11 protein-coding genes are annotated in these 13250 nt (G+C 62.9%); all 11 read left to right on the forward strand.

Features of this window, described 5'->3' with window-relative positions; all coding sequences use genetic code 11:
• The 11 genes from PY308_RS07835 (at nt 1) to PY308_RS07885 (ending at nt 13203) form a co-directional block, all read left to right on the forward strand.
• Nucleotides 1-3843, forward strand: a complete 3843-nt coding sequence (locus PY308_RS07835) for a baseplate multidomain protein megatron (protein ID WP_275789850.1) — start codon at nt 1-3, stop codon at nt 3841-3843.
• Nucleotides 3844-3865: 22 nt separating this feature from the next.
• Nucleotides 3866-4072, forward strand: a complete 207-nt coding sequence (locus PY308_RS07840; RefSeq protein ID WP_275789852.1) for a hypothetical protein — start codon at nt 3866-3868, stop codon at nt 4070-4072.
• 109 nt (nt 4073-4181) lie between these two features.
• Complete coding sequence (locus PY308_RS07845; RefSeq protein ID WP_275789854.1) at nt 4182-4433, forward strand: hypothetical protein; 252 nt, start codon at nt 4182-4184, stop codon at nt 4431-4433.
• A 70-nt stretch (nt 4434-4503) separates the two neighbouring features.
• Nucleotides 4504-5190 (forward strand): response regulator transcription factor, encoded by a 687-nt coding sequence (locus PY308_RS07850; RefSeq protein ID WP_275789856.1) that lies wholly within the window; start codon nt 4504-4506, stop codon nt 5188-5190.
• A 127-nt stretch (nt 5191-5317) separates the two neighbouring features.
• On the forward strand, nt 5318-6706 hold the full coding sequence (locus PY308_RS07855; protein WP_275791055.1) for a sensor histidine kinase: 1389 nt from the start codon (nt 5318-5320) through the stop codon (nt 6704-6706).
• Nucleotides 6707-6899: 193 nt separating this feature from the next.
• Nucleotides 6900-7346 (forward strand): RT0821/Lpp0805 family surface protein, encoded by a 447-nt coding sequence (locus PY308_RS07860; protein ID WP_275789859.1) that lies wholly within the window; start codon nt 6900-6902, stop codon nt 7344-7346.
• Nucleotides 7347-7450: 104 nt separating this feature from the next.
• Nucleotides 7451-8599, forward strand: coding sequence for a c-type cytochrome biogenesis protein CcmI (ccmI, locus tag PY308_RS07865; RefSeq protein ID WP_275789860.1), 1149 nt, complete (start codon nt 7451-7453; stop codon nt 8597-8599).
• Complete coding sequence (gene ccmE / locus PY308_RS07870; protein WP_275789863.1) at nt 8596-9048, forward strand: cytochrome c maturation protein CcmE; 453 nt, start codon at nt 8596-8598, stop codon at nt 9046-9048. The genes ccmI and ccmE overlap by 4 nt, the downstream gene beginning before the upstream one ends.
• Nucleotides 9045-11033, forward strand: coding sequence for a heme lyase CcmF/NrfE family subunit (locus PY308_RS07875; RefSeq protein WP_275789864.1), 1989 nt, complete (start codon nt 9045-9047; stop codon nt 11031-11033). Before ccmE ends, PY308_RS07875 begins: the two co-directional genes overlap by 4 nt.
• Nucleotides 11030-11485: a cytochrome c-type biogenesis protein gene (locus PY308_RS07880; RefSeq protein ID WP_275789867.1), complete on the forward strand. Its 456-nt coding sequence runs from the start codon at nt 11030-11032 to the stop codon at nt 11483-11485. The genes PY308_RS07875 and PY308_RS07880 overlap by 4 nt, the downstream gene beginning before the upstream one ends.
• A gap of 152 nt (nt 11486-11637) precedes the next feature.
• Nucleotides 11638-13203: a Do family serine endopeptidase gene (locus tag PY308_RS07885; RefSeq protein WP_275789870.1), complete on the forward strand. Its 1566-nt coding sequence runs from the start codon at nt 11638-11640 to the stop codon at nt 13201-13203.
• Nucleotides 13204-13250 lie beyond the last annotated feature (47 nt).

Consider the following 13250-nt stretch of genomic DNA (forward strand, 5'->3'; position numbering starts at 1 on the left):
ATGGCAACCCTTCTTCTGCAGGCGGCGGGTGCGGCACTTGGCGGCATCTTCGGGCCGGTCGGCGCGATCGTTGGCCGTGCGGCCGGCGCCCTGGCCGGTTCCGTCATCGATCGCTCGATCATCAACAGCACCAAGACCATTTCCGGTGCGCGGCTGGGGGATGCGCGCATCACCGGGGCTGACGAGGGGACAGCGATCACGCGCGCCTATGGCACGGTGCGGATCGGCGGGACGCTGATCTGGGCGACGCGGTTCGAGGAGGAGGTGCGTGTCGAGCGGCAGGGCGGCAAGGCGAGCGGGCCGAGGGTCGAGACTTTTCGGTACTATGCAAATTTCGCGCTGGGCATCTGCGAGGGCGAGATCGCCTGCGTGCGGCGGGTCTGGGCCGATGGCCGCGAGATCGACCTGAGCGATATCGAGATGCGGCTCTATCGCGGGACGCAGGATCAAATGCCCGATCCCTTGATAGAGGCCAAGCAAGGCGTGGGAAAGGCGCCTGCCTATCGCGGGCTCGCCTATGCGGTTTTCGAGCGGCTGCCGCTGGACGGATACGGCAATCGCATTCCGCTCATCCAGTTCGAGGTGCTGCGGCCAGTCGGGCGGCTGGAAAACATGATCCGGGCGGTGACGATCATCCCCGGATCGACGGAGCATGGCTATGATCCTGAGGTCGTCAAGGAGGAGACGGGGGCGGGCGCGCGCCGGCTGATCAACCGCAATGTCTTCCATGGATCGTCCGACTGGCAGGCGTCCATCGACGAATTGCAGGCGCTTTGCCCCAGTCTCGAAAGGGTGGCGCTCGTCGTTTCCTGGTTCGGCACCGATCTGAGGGCAGGCCAATGCCGGATCGTGCCCGGTGTCGAAACAGCGCATCGCGACGGCGAGAGCCGGCAATGGTCGGTGTCGGGACTGTCCCGCGCCGACGCGCTGCTCGTCAGCCAGAACGGTGGCGGGCCGGCCTATGGCGGGACGCCAAGCGATGCAAGCGTGGTGGCGGCGATCGCCGACCTCAAGTCAAGGGGACTGAAGGTCTATCTCTATCCCTTCGTGATGATGGACATACCCGCCGACAACACTTTGCCCGATCCCTATGGCGGGACCGGACAGCCGGCCTATCCCTGGCGCGGCCGCATCACGTCGCATCCGGCGCCCGGACGGCCCGGCACGGCCGACAAGACGGCTGCGGCGCGGACGCAGGTGGAGGAATTTTGCGGGAGTGCGGAGGCCGGGGATTTTTCCGTGTTCGGGACGTCCGTGACCTCGTCTGCCGAGGACGAGGGCTACCGGCGGCTCGTGCTGCATTATGCGCTTCTCAGTGCCGCGGCTGGAGGGGTTGACGGATTTATCATCGGTTCGGAACTGCGGGGACTGACACGGCTGCGCGACGGCGCGGGCGCGTTTCCCTTTGTCGAGCAACTGGTGTCGCTGGCGGGCGATGTCCGCGCGATCCTGGGACCTGAAACCAAGCTGACCTATGGCGCGGACTGGAGCGAGTATTTCGGTTATCATCCGCAGGATGGAACGAGTGAGGTTCACTACAATCTCGATCCGCTCTGGGCGTCGCCCGATATCGACGCTGTCGGCATCGACAATTACATGCCGCTGTCGGACTGGCGCGACGGCGACCTGTCCCTCGGCAACCCGGACGCGTTCCGGCTGGCAGAGGACCGGGATGCCATGGGTTCCATGGTCATGGCCGGCGAAGGCTATGACTGGTTCTACGCCAGCGAGGCGGATCGCCGGACACGCATGCGCACGCCGATCACTGACGGGCTTGCGGCAAAGCCCTGGGTCTACCGCTACAAGGATCTCGCGAGCTGGTGGGGACAGGCGCACCGCAACCGGACCGGCGGTGTGGAACAGCCGGTTTCAACGGCCTGGGTGCCGGGGTCGAAACCGATCTGGTTCACGGAAATCGGCTGCCCGGCGATCGACAAGGGCGCAAACCAGCCGAATGTCTTCACCGATCCGAAATCCTCCGAAACGGCCATGCCCTATTTTTCTGGCGGCGCCCGCAGCGACGCGATGCAGCGGCGGTTCCTCGAGGCGCAGCATGCTTACTGGCAGGCATCCGGCGCGCCGGATTGTCTGGACGCGGACCATATGTTCGTCTGGACCTGGGACGCCCGGCCGCTGCCGGCTTTTCCGCAGAATACGGCTTTGTGGTCGGATGGCGTCAACTGGCAGACCGGACACTGGCTGAACGGACGGCTGGGCGCTTCGACCGCCGCGGATGTGATCGCGGCTGTGCTTGCCGATCACGGTTTCGAGGCGGGCGATACCAGCCTCGTCGGCGGAGATCTGGCCGGCTATGTGCAGTCCGAACAGGCCTCGGCGCGGGATGTGCTGGAACCGCTGATGGCGGCCTTGCAGATTGACGCGGTGGAAGACGGCGGACTGCTGCTGTTCCGGTCGCGGATGAAGCTGGCATCGCCGCCCAGCATCCTGCCGGTGCTTGCCGATCTTCCGGACCAGTCGATGTTTGAAGAAATGCGCGGTCATGACAGCGATTTCGGCAGCGAAGCGATTCTCGATCACCTCGATCCATCGAACAGCTACGAGCGTGCGACGGCCCGGTCGCGCCGGGTGTCGGCGGGTAGCGACCGTGTGGTGCGGCTTTCAATACCCGGCGTGATCGATGAGGCGGCCGCGCAATCGGCGACGGAGGATGCGTTGCGCGACCATCAGGCAGGCAGGCGCAGTGTCCGGTTCTCGCTGTCTCCGGCGATGATCGGGATAGAGCCGGGGGACGTGATCGCGCTGGATGACGGTCCCAAGGGACCCTTCATCGTCAGCCGGATCGAGGATGGCGCGGTTCGATCGATCGAGGCGCGCGCCTTCGTTTCGTCGGGTACGGGCCAGTATGCCGCACTGCCCCGTCCGGCCGAGCCGCCGCGTCTGCCCTCATCGGGATTTTCACCGGTTGTGCATCTGATGGACCTTGCGCAGTTCGAAACGGGCGATGCTTCAATGTTTGCACGGGCCGCGGTTTTTTCGCGTCCCTGGCGCAGCGTGCTCCTGTCTTCCTCGGCGACGACCGAGGGTTACCGGGCGCGGGCCCGGATTGACCAGCCGGCGCAGACGGGCGTGCTGGTCAATCCGTTGGGCGCCGGCGTGACCGGCCGGTTCGATTCGGGCAGTATGCTGGAACTCGATCTTCATTTCGGCGGGCTGTCTTCCGCCGGAAAGCTCGCCGTTCTCAACGGCCAGAACCGGGTTGCCGTTCTTTCGGGCAACGGCGTCTGGGAGATTATCGGCTTCCTCGATGCACAGGAGGTGGCGGCCGGCCGCTGGCGCCTGTCAAAGCTGCTGCGCGGGCTGCACGGCACCACGGACGCTATGCTTGCGGGGGCGGCGGCCGGTGCGGCCTGCGTCGTCATCAATGGCGCCGTCAGGCCGCTGGGGCTGCTTGCCGAGGAGACGGGGCGGGCGATGAACTGGATCGTCGAGGCGAGTGGTGCGGCCACGGGCCCGGCCGGTCCGTTTTCATTCATGGCCGGGTTGCGGGCGGAAACACCTGTTGCGCCGGTTCATCTGCGCGCGCGGCGGATCGCTGGCGGCGGCATAAGAATCCATTGGACGCGTTGCGCGCGGCGCGACGCGGACCACTGGCTGGACGGCGATATCGCGCTGGATGAACCCCAGGAAAGCTACCGTCTCGACATTCTTGACGGCATCACCGTGAAACGGACGCTTACCGTGACGGAGCCGGTCTACGACTATGCACCGGAGCTCGAGATCGCGGATTTCGGCGTGCCTCAGGTGGCACTGCCGGTTCGGGTGCGGCAATGCGGGCAGAAGGTTGCTCTCGGCGTGCCGGCAGCGGCCATACTCAGTGTTTGACACAGAACATAAGGACAAGATCATGGACGATGCGAAAAGCTGGTATCTGTCAAAGAGCATCTGGGGCGGCGTGGTCGCGGTACTGGCCTCCTGTGCCAATCTGCTTGGCGTGGACATCGCGCCTGCCGACCAGATCGGCCTGACGGACGGGCTGACCGCGCTGGTCGCGGCGGCTGGCGGGCTCCTTGCGATATGGGGGCGCATTTCCGCGAAAGGGCGATTGCGGTAATCACCGGGGACACACGGACGCGTTGCCCGTGCTCATGGCACATTCATTTGCCATTCAGACAGTATGCGCTATTAAATCGCCATCAGAATACCTCACCCGAAAGTGCGTCATGTCCTCACCCCTGATCATAGCAACGCTTGCAGCAGGCCTTTCCGGTTTTGCGCCGCCGGCGATTGATGTGCCATCGGCGGTTATCATGGTGGACGGCGATTGCGGCCAGGCTGCCGCTGATGTCGTGGCGCAGACAGGTGGGGAACTTCTGTCGGTTCAGCCGACCAGCGACGGCCAGTGCGTCGTGACCGTTCTCATCCCCGGCAATGGCGGCCGGCCGAAAAAGGTGACGATGCGGGTGCCGATGTGACCGGCTTGGCGCGTTTGCACAATGTGATGTAGGGTGCTTCCGCCGCAGCTGAAGGCAAGAAGGTTCGTTTATGCGCATTCTGGTAGTCGAGGACGACGTCCATCTGAACCGTCAATTGACGGAGACGCTGAAGGAGGCGGGATATGTCGTCGATCAGGCCTTCGATGGCGAAGAAGGGCACTATCTTGGCGATGGCGAGCCATATGACGCCGTGATCCTCGATATCGGTCTGCCGGAGATGGACGGGGTCACTGTTCTGGAAAAATGGCGCGGGGCTGGCAAGGCTATGCCCGTCCTGATCCTGACGGCCCGTGACCGCTGGAGCGACAAGGTTGCCGGCATCGATGCCGGCGCCGACGACTATGTGACCAAACCCTTCCATGTGGAGGAGGTTCTGGCGCGTATCCGGGCGTTGATCCGCCGCGCCGCCGGTCATGCCAGCTCGGAGATCGTCTGCGGTCCCGTCCGGCTCGACACAAAAGGGTCGAAGGCGATGGTCGATGGTGTGGCGTTGAAACTCACATCCCATGAATTCCGGCTGCTGTCCTACCTTATGCATCATATGGGACAGGTGGTGTCGCGCACCGAACTGGTCGAACACATGTACGATCAGGATTTCGACCGTGATTCCAACACGATCGAGGTTTTCGTCGGCCGGCTGCGCAAGAAAATAGGCAACGATCTGATCGAAACGGTGCGTGGACTGGGCTACCGCATGCAGGCGCCCGGCATGGTCGGAAAGGAAGCCAAATCCTGAGCGGCGCCGGGACCACCGATCTGGTACGGGAGTTGCCTGTAAAACTCTTGTCCGTCGATCGGGAGGGGGTGGGCTCTGACCCCTCGGCCTGCGCAATCCTGCGCATTTCCCGTTATTGCTCATGAGGCTGCGTCCACAATCCCTGACCGCGCGCGTTCTGCTGGTCTCCACCATATGGGCCGTGGCGGCGCTGGTCGTGATCGGCGTGGTGATTTCCGCGCTGTACCGCCAAGGTTCCGAGCGGGGGTTTCAGGATCTCCTGCGGGCACAGCTTTACAATGTCATCAATTCCATCGTCGTCAACGAAAAGTCGGAACTTGCCGGCAGTCCGCAGCTGGGCGACCTTAGATTTTCCCAGCCCCAGACCGGCTGGTACTGGATCGTCGAGCCGATCGGCGAATTCAACACGCCGCCGCTGATGTCGACATCGCTCGGTTCCGGAAAACTACCGATTGCCAGCCTCGACGACGTGCCTTTCGACATCCGCTACGAGCGATTCTACACGACCACAGACTCCTTCAACAACGAGGTGGAGGTGGCGGAGACGGAAGTCGTACTCGACATCCAAGGGCACACGGCGCGTTTCCGTGTGGCGGGTAATCGCGCTGTGCTGGAAGCCGATATCGACGACTTCAACCGCAACCTCTATCTGGCCCTGTCGATCTTCGGTTTCGGCGGGCTAGGGATGAACGCGCTCGCCATTCTGTTCGGTCTGCGGCCCCTGGATCAGGCCCGCCGATCGCTGGAAAAAATCCGGACCGGCGAGAGCGAACGGCTGGACGGTGATTTTCCGCGGGAAATCCAGCCTCTGGCGAGCGAGGTCAACGCGCTGATCGACAGCAACCGCCGCATCATCGAACGCGCCCGCATGCAGGTCGGCAATCTCGCCCATTCGCTGAAAACGCCTATTGCCGTTCTGATGAACGAGGCGCGCGTGCTGGAAGCGCCGCATGGCGATCTCGTCAAGATGCAGGCCGATGCGATGCAGATGCAGGTGCAGTCCTATCTCAACCGGGCTCGAATCGCGGCGCAGCGTGAATCGGTACTGGCCCGCACCGAGGTGGAACCTGTTCTCGAGCGGCTGATCAGGGTCATGCGGCGGCTGCATCCGGAAAAAACCTTCGTCCTGACAGTGTCCCCGCCGGGCCTGGTTCTTGCGATGGAGCAGCAGGATGTCGAGGAAACCGTCGGCAATCTGCTCGACAACGCTGCGCGCTATGCCAGCATCGAGGTGCGCCTGACTGCCCAGCTTGCGCCGGACGATGTTCAGGGTAAGGACCCTGCGCGACGCAGCTGGATCGTCGTCGATGTCGACGACGATGGGCCGGGGCTGGAGCCCGACCAGATCGCGGTTGCGATCAAGCGCGGCAAGCGGCTTGACGAAAGCAAGCCGGGCACCGGTCTCGGGCTGTCCATCGTCAGCGAGATCGCCGGGGAATATCAAGGCTCTCTCGCGCTGTCGCGGGGAGACCGGGGCGGACTGAAAGCATCGGTTCTGCTTCCCGCTGTGTCTTGATGTTGGTATTTTAGCGATGCTGCGTGACTTTTTTGACATCGTGGCGGGCTAAATCTCCAAACTGTCCCGCCAAAGGCTCTGTCTTGTTGCCTGCCGAAACCGGCAATGTCAAAAGATGATCAGCCATGGAATCGGCTTGCGCCGCCGATGATCTGACGATTGACCGGACGAAATCACGAGAGCTGCCTTAACAATGAAAAACCAGGCCTGTTTCACGACGCTCTTTCCGCTCCGGACCTGTGTCTGCCTGGTCGTATCGGCACTGCTTCTCAGCGGCTGCGGTACCTCGCGCGCAGGCGCCAAGACCGGTGCAATGCCAGCGACCAATTCGTCCGCCTCCTATATCGCAGCACTCGGCGGCGGCGTGATCGGCACCACACCGGGGCTGTCGATCGGCAAGGCGGACCGTCAGCGCGCACTGGAGGCAGAATATCGCGCCCTGGAAGCTGCGCAAAGCGGCCAGCCTGTTGTCTGGAAAGGCGCGGATGTCGAGGGCTCCGTGGTTGCGGCGGCGCCTTATCAGGTTGGTTCGCAAAATTGTCGCCAGTACAGGCATACGGTTATCGTCAAGGGGCAGGAGAGCATCGCACGCGGTGCTGCCTGCCGCAATGCGAACGGAACCTGGACGCCACTGACCTGACGGACCATGATCTCGCAGAGTCCGTTGCGGCGAAACGCCTCAAATTTGCGTCATTTCAGCATTTGCGATTGGAATGGACTGTGGCGCATAGTAAGTGAGCGCACATGCTGTTCTGGATCGTTGTCGCCATTCTGACCTCGGCCGTGGCTGCGGTTCTCCTGCTCCCGCTGCTGCGTGCTGGCGCCGAAGCGGAAGTTCCGCAATCGCACGATGTCGAGGTTTATCGCGACCAGTTGGAAGAATTGAAGCGCGATGAAAAAAGCGGGCTGATCTCGGGCGACGACGCCGAGTTCGCCCGGGCCGAAGTGGCACGCCGTTTGATGGCTGCGACCGATGGGATGAAAGCAGCGGAACCCGCACGGTCACGGCGGGCGGGCAACCGGCTGGCTCAACTGGCTGTCGTTCTCGTCATTCCGGCTGTGGGGCTCTGTCTCTACCTCTATACGGGGAGCCCCGATACGCCGGACCGGCCGCTGGCAGCGCGCCTCGCCAATCCCGGCAATGACATGAACATCCTGATCGCCCGGGCCGAACAGGCGCTAGCAGCCAATCCGGAAGACGGCGCGGGCTGGGATGTTCTGGCGCCGATCTATTATCGCACCGGAAGAACAGCGGAGGCCGCAGCTGCTTTCAGCAATGCGCTCCGCATTCTCGGCGACACACCCCAGAGGCTTGGCGGTCTTGCCGAAAGCCTGATCGCTCTTTCGGGCGGCGCCGTGACGCCGGATGCTCAGGATGCGCTGAAAAAGCTGCTGGCAATCGAGCCGGGTGATCCGAGAGCGCGTTTCTACATGGCCCTTGCCCTGGAACAGGAAGGCAAGACCGGCGCGGCGATCGCTGCTTTCGACGACATTATCCGCACGTCGCCAAACGACGCGCCCTGGCTGCCGCTGGTCAACCAGCATGTTGCCAGTCTAAAAGCCGAGGCTGGCGTCAAGGGCACAGCGGAAATCAAGCTGGGCAATCCGACGGCGGATGACGTGGCCAATGCGCAATCCATGGACGCGGGCGACCGCAATGCAATGATCGAGAGCATGGTTGGCAGTCTTGCCGAAAAGCTGAAAGAAGAGCCGCAAAATTTCGAGGGGTGGATGCGCATCATCCGTTCCTATGTCGTGCTGGGCAAGAAAGACGAAGCGGCGGCTGCGCTCAAAGACGGCCTGCGCGCATTTCCGGCTGACGGGAGCGAGGGTCGGCAGCTGCTTGCGCTCGCGTCCGAACTTGGCGTGGACGGCAAGGGAGGCGCAGAATGACACGCAAACAGAAACGTCTTGCAGTCATCGGCGGCGGCGTCTCCTTCATTATCGCGGCCGTGCTTCTGGTGATGTTCGCCTTCAGCCAGTCCGTCGCCTATTTTTATGTGCCCGGCGATCTCGCCAAGGCCAACCTGGCCCCCGGAACACGCATCCGGCTGGGTGGACTGGTCGAGAACGGCTCGGTCAAGCGTGGCGACGGCATGACGCTGACGTTCAGCGTGACCGACACGTTGGATCGCGTTGAGGTGACCTATACCGGGATCCTGCCGGACCTGTTCCGGGAGGGACAGGGCGTCGTGGCAGAGGGGGCTTTTGCTGCCGGCAACCTGGTCTTCGTCGCCGATACCGTTCTCGCCAAGCATGACGAGACCTATATGCCGAAAGACGTTGCCGACCGCCTGAAGGCGCAGGGTGTCGAGCTCAGTGGTAAGGAAAAAATACAATGATCGTCGAGCTTGGGCATTATGCGCTGGTGCTGGCGTTCGGCGTCTCAATCCTGCAGGCGATCCTGCCCCTGGTCGGGGCGCTGCGCGGCCAACGGGCCTTGATGGATATGGGTACGGTGGCCGCCAAGGCGACCTTTCTGCTTCTTGCGCTGTCCTTCGCAGCGCTGACCTATGCCCATCTGACCTCGGACTTCTCGGTACAGAATGTCTGGGAAAACTCGCACTCGCAGATCCCGCTGATCTACAAATTTTCCGGCGTCTGGGGCAATCACGAGGGATCGATGCTTCTCTGGGTGCTGATCCTCACCTTCTTTTCGGCACTCGTCGCTTATTTCGGAAGCAATTTACCGGATACGCTGAAGGCAAATGTGCTGGCCGTGCAGGCTTGGATCGCAGCCGCTTTCACGCTTTTCATCCTGTTGACGTCCAACCCTTTCAACCGGCTGCTGGAAGCACCGGGCGAGGGGCAGGATCTCAATCCCGTCCTGCAGGATCTGGGTCTGGCCATCCACCCGCCGCTTCTCTATCTCGGCTATGTCGGATTTTCCGTCTGCTTTTCCTTCGCCGTCGCCGCCCTGATCGAAGGGCGAATCGATGCGGCCTGGGCGCGGTGGGTGCGGCCGTGGACGCTCGCCGCCTGGACCTGCCTGACGGCCGGGATCGCCATGGGATCTTACTGGGCCTATTACGAACTGGGTTGGGGCGGCTGGTGGTTCTGGGATCCGGTCGAGAACGCATCCTTCATTCCCTGGCTTGCGGGCACGGCTCTGCTGCATTCCGCGCTGGTCATGGAGAAACGCGAGGCGCTAAAAATCTGGACCTTGCTTCTGGCGATCATGACGTTTTCCATGTCGCTGCTGGGAACCTTCCTGGTCCGCTCCGGCGTCCTGACCTCCGTCCATGCCTTTGCGACCGACCCGACGCGAGGCGTCTTTATTCTGGTGATGCTGATTTTCTTCATCGGCGGCGCGCTTTCGCTTTTCGCCTTTCGCGCCGCGCATCTGAAGGCCGGCGGACTGTTTGCGCCGATTTCGCGCGAGGGCGCCCTGGTCCTGAACAATCTGATCCTGACGACCGCGGCCGCGACGGTGCTGACCGGAACGCTCTATCCGCTGGCGCTGGAGGCTTTGACCGGGTCGAAGATCTCCGTCGGGCCGCCCTTCTTCAACATGACCTTCGGTCTTTTGATGCTGCCGCTGCTGTTGGCGCTGCCCTTCGGTCCGCTTCTGGCCTGGAAGCGGGGCGATCTCATGGGGGCCGGGCAGCGTCTGTTTGCAGCCGTCGCCATCGGCCTCGTCGCCGGCTCTGCGGTCTACTACGCGGAGAATGGCGGACCCGTCATGGCTCTCTTCGGCCTGGCGCTTGGGTTTTACATGGTCGCGGGGTCGCTGACGGAACTGTATCTTCGCTCCGGGATTGGCAAGGTCGGGGGCGGGGTCGCTTTGAAACGGGTCGCAGGACTGCCGCGATCCGTGTTCGGCACGGCGCTCGCTCATATTGGCATGGGCGTAACGGTGATCGGCATCGTTGCGGTCACGGCCTTCGAGACGGAGCATATCGTCGAGATGACACCCGGCATGACGACGGATGCGGGAGGCTATTCGCTGAGGTTCGACGGACTGCGCGACGGCAAGGGGCCGAACTATACAGAGCAGTCCGGACACTTCACGGTGACGCGCGGCGGTGTTTTCGTCACGGAGGTATGGTCTTCGAAGCGCGTCTATATGGCGCGGCAGATGCCGACCACCGAAGCTGGGATCCGCACCTTCGGGGCAAGCCAGCTCTATGTGTCGCTGGGTGACGGCATGACGAATGGCGGCGTGGTCGTGCGGATATGGTGGAAGCCGTATATTCTGTGCATCTGGGGCGGCACGCTGTTCATGATGCTCGGCGGTGCCGTGTCCTTGAGCGACCGGCGCCTGCGCATCGGCGCACCGGCTCGGGCAAGGCCGCAAAAGAGGCTGCTTCCGGAGCCTGCGCAATGATCCGCCGGTTGCTGCTTGTCTGTTTCATGATGCTGTCGGCTGCACCGGCCCTTGCGGTCAATCCGGACGAGGTTCTGGCCGACCCTGTACTGGAGGAGCGGGCGCGAGGCTTGTCGGCGCAATTGCGCTGCATGGTCTGCCAGAACCAGTCCATCGACGATTCGAACGCGGAATTGGCGAAGGATCTGCGAATACTTGTGCGCGAGCGACTGACGTCGGGCGACAGCGACGAGGCGGTGATCAATTATGTGGTTTCACGCTATGGGGAATTCGTGCTGCTGAACCCGCGTTTCGAACAGAAGACGCTGCTTCTGTGGGGTGCGCCGGTGATAGTCCTTCTGGCAGGGGCGGCAGCCATGCTCGTTGCGGCGCGACGCCGCAGCGGCAAGGCGACGGGAACAGCCTTGTCTGCCGAGGAGCGGGCCAAGCTCGATGCATTGCTGAAGAGCTGACTGCAGCCGGTTGCCGGCGTGGCCGAGTTCTTTCCAACATTACCAAATGTTCATGTCTCGGACATGCGCCAGTAAGGTGCACTGGACTATTCCTTTCTCAACGGCTGTTCCTCCAGTCAGCCAGACCACCTGAAGAGAAAAGGCAATCGTCCATGAAAAATTCACTTCTCCCCTCCCTGAAGACTGTCTTGAAAACCTCGACCGTCGCGGGCCTCGCAGCGGTTATGCTGTCGGCTGGCATTCCAGCCGCAATCACCCATTCCTTTGCCGCGCCCGTTTCCGTAGAAGCGCCGGCCGTGCCGAGCTTTGCCAATGTCGTTGATGCCGTTTCCCCGGCGGTCGTGTCGGTGCGCGTCCAGTCGCGCGCCAATCCTGTCTCCGACGATGCCGGCAACGGCTTCAGCTTCGATTTCGGAGGCCGCGGTTTCGAGGATTTGCCGGACGATCATCCGTTGAAGCGTTTCTTCAAGGAGTTCGGAGGTCCGAATGGCGGCCGTGACGGCGATCGTCGTGCCGAGCGCGGCCATGGCCCACGCGACGGCAAGCCCGGCCGCCTGCGCCCGACATCGCAGGGATCCGGCTTCTTCATCTCCGAGGACGGCTATCTCGTAACCAACAATCACGTCGTATCCGACGGGTCGGCATTCACCGTCATCCTGAACGACGGGACGGAACTCGACGCCAAGCTGGTCGGCAAGGACAGCCGCACCGATCTTGCCGTGCTGAAGGTCGAGGAGAAGCGCAAGTTCACCTATGTCAACTGGGCCGACGACAGCAAGGTCCGCGTAGGTGACTGGGTCGTTGCGGTCGGCAACCCCTTTGGCCTCGGCGGCACGGTGACCTCGGGTATCATTTCGGCGCGCGGCCGCGATATCGGCTCCGGTCCCTATGACGACTACCTGCAAGTCGATGCGGCCGTAAACCGCGGCAACTCGGGTGGCCCGACGTTCAATCTCAACGGCCAGGTGGTCGGCATCAACACGGCGATCTTCTCGCCATCCGGCGGCAATGTCGGCATCGCCTTCGCCATTCCGGCGTCGGTTGCCAAGGATGTGGTGGCTGATCTGATGAAGGACGGCGAAGTCTCCCGCGGCTGGCTCGGCGTTCAGATCCAGCCTGTTGACAAGGATGTTGCAGAATCGCTCGGCCTGGCCGAGGCAAGCGGCGCACTCGTCGTCCAGCCGCAGGCCGGATCGCCGGGCGAAAAAGCCGGGATCAAGAAGGGCGATGTGGTGACCGCCGTCAATGGCGAAACCATCAAGGGTCCGCGTGAACTGGCCCGCAAGATCGCCATGATGCGGCCGGGCAGCACGGTCGACGTTGCCCTGTGGCGGGACGGCAAGGCCGAGAGCGTCAAGCTTGAGATCGGGACGCTGCCGGAAGACACCAAGGAGGCCTCGGCTACGCCTGACCAGCAGGAGGAAGAGACTCAGCCGTCCAGCGAAAAGGCTTTGGCCGATCTCGGTGTGACGGTCACCCCGGCCGAGGACGGCAGTGGCGTGACGATCTCCTCGGTCGATACGGATTCGGAAGCCAGCGAGCGCGGCCTGAAGGAAGGCGAGAAGATCGTTTCCGTCAACAACCAGGCGATCAAGTCGGCCGATGATATCCTGGAAGTGCTAGGCGCCGCCCGTAAGGACGGCCGCACCAAGGCGCTGTTCCAGATCGAGGCCGACAATGGCAGCCGCTTCGTTGCGCTGCCGATCGATCAAGGCTGACGCGGATCCCGTGAGGACAAAGGCGCCGCGGACCTTATGGGGTGCGC

Source organism: Pararhizobium gei (assembly GCF_029223885.1).
GTDB classification, from domain to species: domain Bacteria; phylum Pseudomonadota; class Alphaproteobacteria; order Rhizobiales; family Rhizobiaceae; genus Pararhizobium; species Pararhizobium gei.

Coding starts and splice junctions, on each gene's coding strand:
- PY308_RS07860 (WP_275789859.1), top strand. CDS start 6,900: ATGAAAAACCAGGCCTGTTTCACGACGCTCTTTCCGCTCCGGACCTGT.
- ccmI (WP_275789860.1), top strand. CDS start 7,451: ATGCTGTTCTGGATCGTTGTCGCCATTCTGACCTCGGCCGTGGCTGCG.
- ccmE (WP_275789863.1), top strand. CDS start 8,596: ATGACACGCAAACAGAAACGTCTTGCAGTCATCGGCGGCGGCGTCTCC.
- PY308_RS07850 (WP_275789856.1), top strand. CDS start 4,504: ATGCGCATTCTGGTAGTCGAGGACGACGTCCATCTGAACCGTCAATTG.
- PY308_RS07880 (WP_275789867.1), top strand. CDS start 11,030: ATGATCCGCCGGTTGCTGCTTGTCTGTTTCATGATGCTGTCGGCTGCA.
- PY308_RS07885 (WP_275789870.1), top strand. CDS start 11,638: ATGAAAAATTCACTTCTCCCCTCCCTGAAGACTGTCTTGAAAACCTCG.
- PY308_RS07840 (WP_275789852.1), top strand. CDS start 3,866: ATGGACGATGCGAAAAGCTGGTATCTGTCAAAGAGCATCTGGGGCGGC.
- PY308_RS07845 (WP_275789854.1), top strand. CDS start 4,182: ATGTCCTCACCCCTGATCATAGCAACGCTTGCAGCAGGCCTTTCCGGT.
- PY308_RS07875 (WP_275789864.1), top strand. CDS start 9,045: ATGATCGTCGAGCTTGGGCATTATGCGCTGGTGCTGGCGTTCGGCGTC.
- PY308_RS07835 (WP_275789850.1), top strand. CDS start 1: ATGGCAACCCTTCTTCTGCAGGCGGCGGGTGCGGCACTTGGCGGCATC.